At 54.5% G+C, this 1996-nt stretch carries 2 protein-coding genes; one reads left to right on the forward strand and one right to left on the reverse strand.

What is annotated here, in order from left to right:
• Nucleotides 1–561: 561 nt before the first annotated feature.
• Entirely contained in the window at nt 562–1176 is a 615-nt protein-coding gene (locus ACKLNI_RS00040; protein ID WP_413716947.1) for a glutathione S-transferase family protein, read from the forward strand.
• A gap of 234 nt (nt 1177–1410) precedes the next feature.
• On the opposite strand, the gene ACKLNI_RS00045 is transcribed toward ACKLNI_RS00040, so the two are convergent.
• Nucleotides 1411–1740, reverse strand: coding sequence for a hypothetical protein (locus ACKLNI_RS00045; RefSeq protein WP_413716948.1), 330 nt, complete (start codon nt 1738–1740; stop codon nt 1411–1413).
• Between the last annotated feature and the right edge of the window lie 256 nt (nt 1741–1996).

The raw sequence follows: 1996 nt of genomic DNA on the forward strand, positions 1-1996 counted from the left end.
TCCGTTCCACATGCCAAACCGGACATCTGACAAAGAGACTCGAATGCCGCCTTCGAGCCCTTTCCGGAAGTGACCAACCAGAAGCCCTCGCAAATGCAGCATGAACACCTCTGAGCCTGACCGCTGCGGCTCAGAAGGAAAAGCGGTCATCCGTGACCGATGCAGCGAGATCTCAGACCTCAAGGTCCAGGTTGCGGACGGAGCGGGCGTTCGAAACTCTCCCGAAAGTGGCAGGCATTTGGGGTTTTCTGCCCCGGTTGGGCTGGTTTCTTAGATGATCTGTTTGGTCACGACACGTGCAGAGAGTGCTCGTTCACGCGGAAACCCTTTTCGGACACGACCCTGCAGATTTTTGTCCATATATACTGAACTGGTTCGATCTGCGCACGGTGCTGCGACACCATCTTGTCGGTCGGTTGGCGTATCGGGCCGTTGAGTTGCAGTGGACGTTGCATTTGGCATTCCATAGCACCTTGGACTGACGTGGATATCTGCTAGTGTTCAGCCCCGTTGCCGATACGCACCATGCACGCGAGCTTTCACCCTTCAGAAGGAAAGACAATGACTATCACGCTTTATCATGCGCCGGGAGCATGCTCGATCGCCGCCTATGTTTCTCTCTTGGAGGCTGGCGCCGAATTCGACGTCGTGTCGATCAGCCTCGCTAAAAAGGAGCAAAACTCCGAGAGCTATAAAGCGTTGAATCCGAAACAAAAGGTTCCGTACCTGGTCGTCGACGGAAAGGGTTTGAGCGAGAACACCGCGATCCTGACCTGGATCGCCAGTGTCTATCCCGAAGCCAATCTGTTGCCACAAGACAGGTTTGAACGGGCACGCGCCATCTCACACATGAACTGGTTTTCCTCGGGAATGCACCCGCATATCACCCGCCATTTCCGGACAGCCAAATTCTGCGACATCGAGAGCGCGCACGAAGACATCAAGGCCAAAGCGAAGGCGATGTTCTTTGAGCAGATGGCACTTGTCGAGCAGGAACTCGACGGCCGGACCTGGTTCTTTGACCATAACACGGCATGCGACGCTTATTTTTTCTGGGTCTATGACCGTGGCCTGCGTGAAGACTTCGACCTATCAGAGTTCGGCAATTGCACAATGCATTACGAGGCTATGAAAAAGCGGCCAAACGTCCAAAAGGCGCTGGCGCATATCAATTAAGGGCTTTGAGTCGCGTATCGTGATCTCCGGTGTCGGCCATCTGAGACGACGACAGATGCACCACCGAAAACCGACCCCGAGATGATGAGAGGGAGCCCAAGGCCGGGTCCGGCCAAAGTAATCGCCTACGGGCTCGCCTCGGCCATCTGAGGCTTTCAGTCAGGCTTCTTAGATAGATGTGGCCGCCAAGGCCCGAAGAGCGGACCAAGCGGCCGTCAGAACTTATGGTTCTATTTAGCTGACCAACTTCCTTTGTACGGCAAAAGGACTGAGACCAAGCCACGTCTGAATTGTTGAGGAAATTTCTTTCGGCCCTGTAAATTCAAACTTCTCACTTTCAGCAGCCACACTCGTCAATCCCATCCAGATCGCGGTCATTGTGTGCAAGTCAGTTGATACGAAAAGATCGACTTCAAATCCCGGGTCGGCCCAGCACAAATCGACGTCCCCTGCGGGATCGATTACCAGCCACCAGTCGCGCTTGGTTGATGGCAGGTCGTGATACAGAAATTGGACTACCGTGCGGCGATCCGGAAGTGGGTCAGGGTTCAAGTTGCGCCGCATGTCCCACATCAAGAGCGATGGATCGAGGTTTTTCAAGGACAGAGAAGACTCTACCCACTTCTGGCCCCACATGCCCATTGCGATCACGACGTCTCGCAAATCCTTGCCAGCTTCAGTTGTCCTTCCCCCCTAGAACTGGGCCATTACTTTGGCCGCGAGAGGGGGATTGGGCATGGCGAGGAAGCGACATTCAGACGAAGACATCTTGAAGCTGCTGCGTGAGATTGAGCTGAAGCTGACGGCTGGTGGTGATGTG

This window comes from Silicimonas lutimaris (assembly GCF_047314965.1).
Classification (GTDB): Bacteria; Pseudomonadota; Alphaproteobacteria; order Rhodobacterales; family Rhodobacteraceae; genus JAVJUV01.

Excerpts from the sequence above, each read along its gene's own strand:
- ACKLNI_RS00045 (WP_413716948.1), bottom strand. The coding sequence starts at position 1,740 with ATGCGGCGCAACTTGAACCCTGACCCACTTCCGGATCGCCGCACGGTA.
- ACKLNI_RS00040 (WP_413716947.1), top strand. The coding sequence starts at position 562 with ATGACTATCACGCTTTATCATGCGCCGGGAGCATGCTCGATCGCCGCC.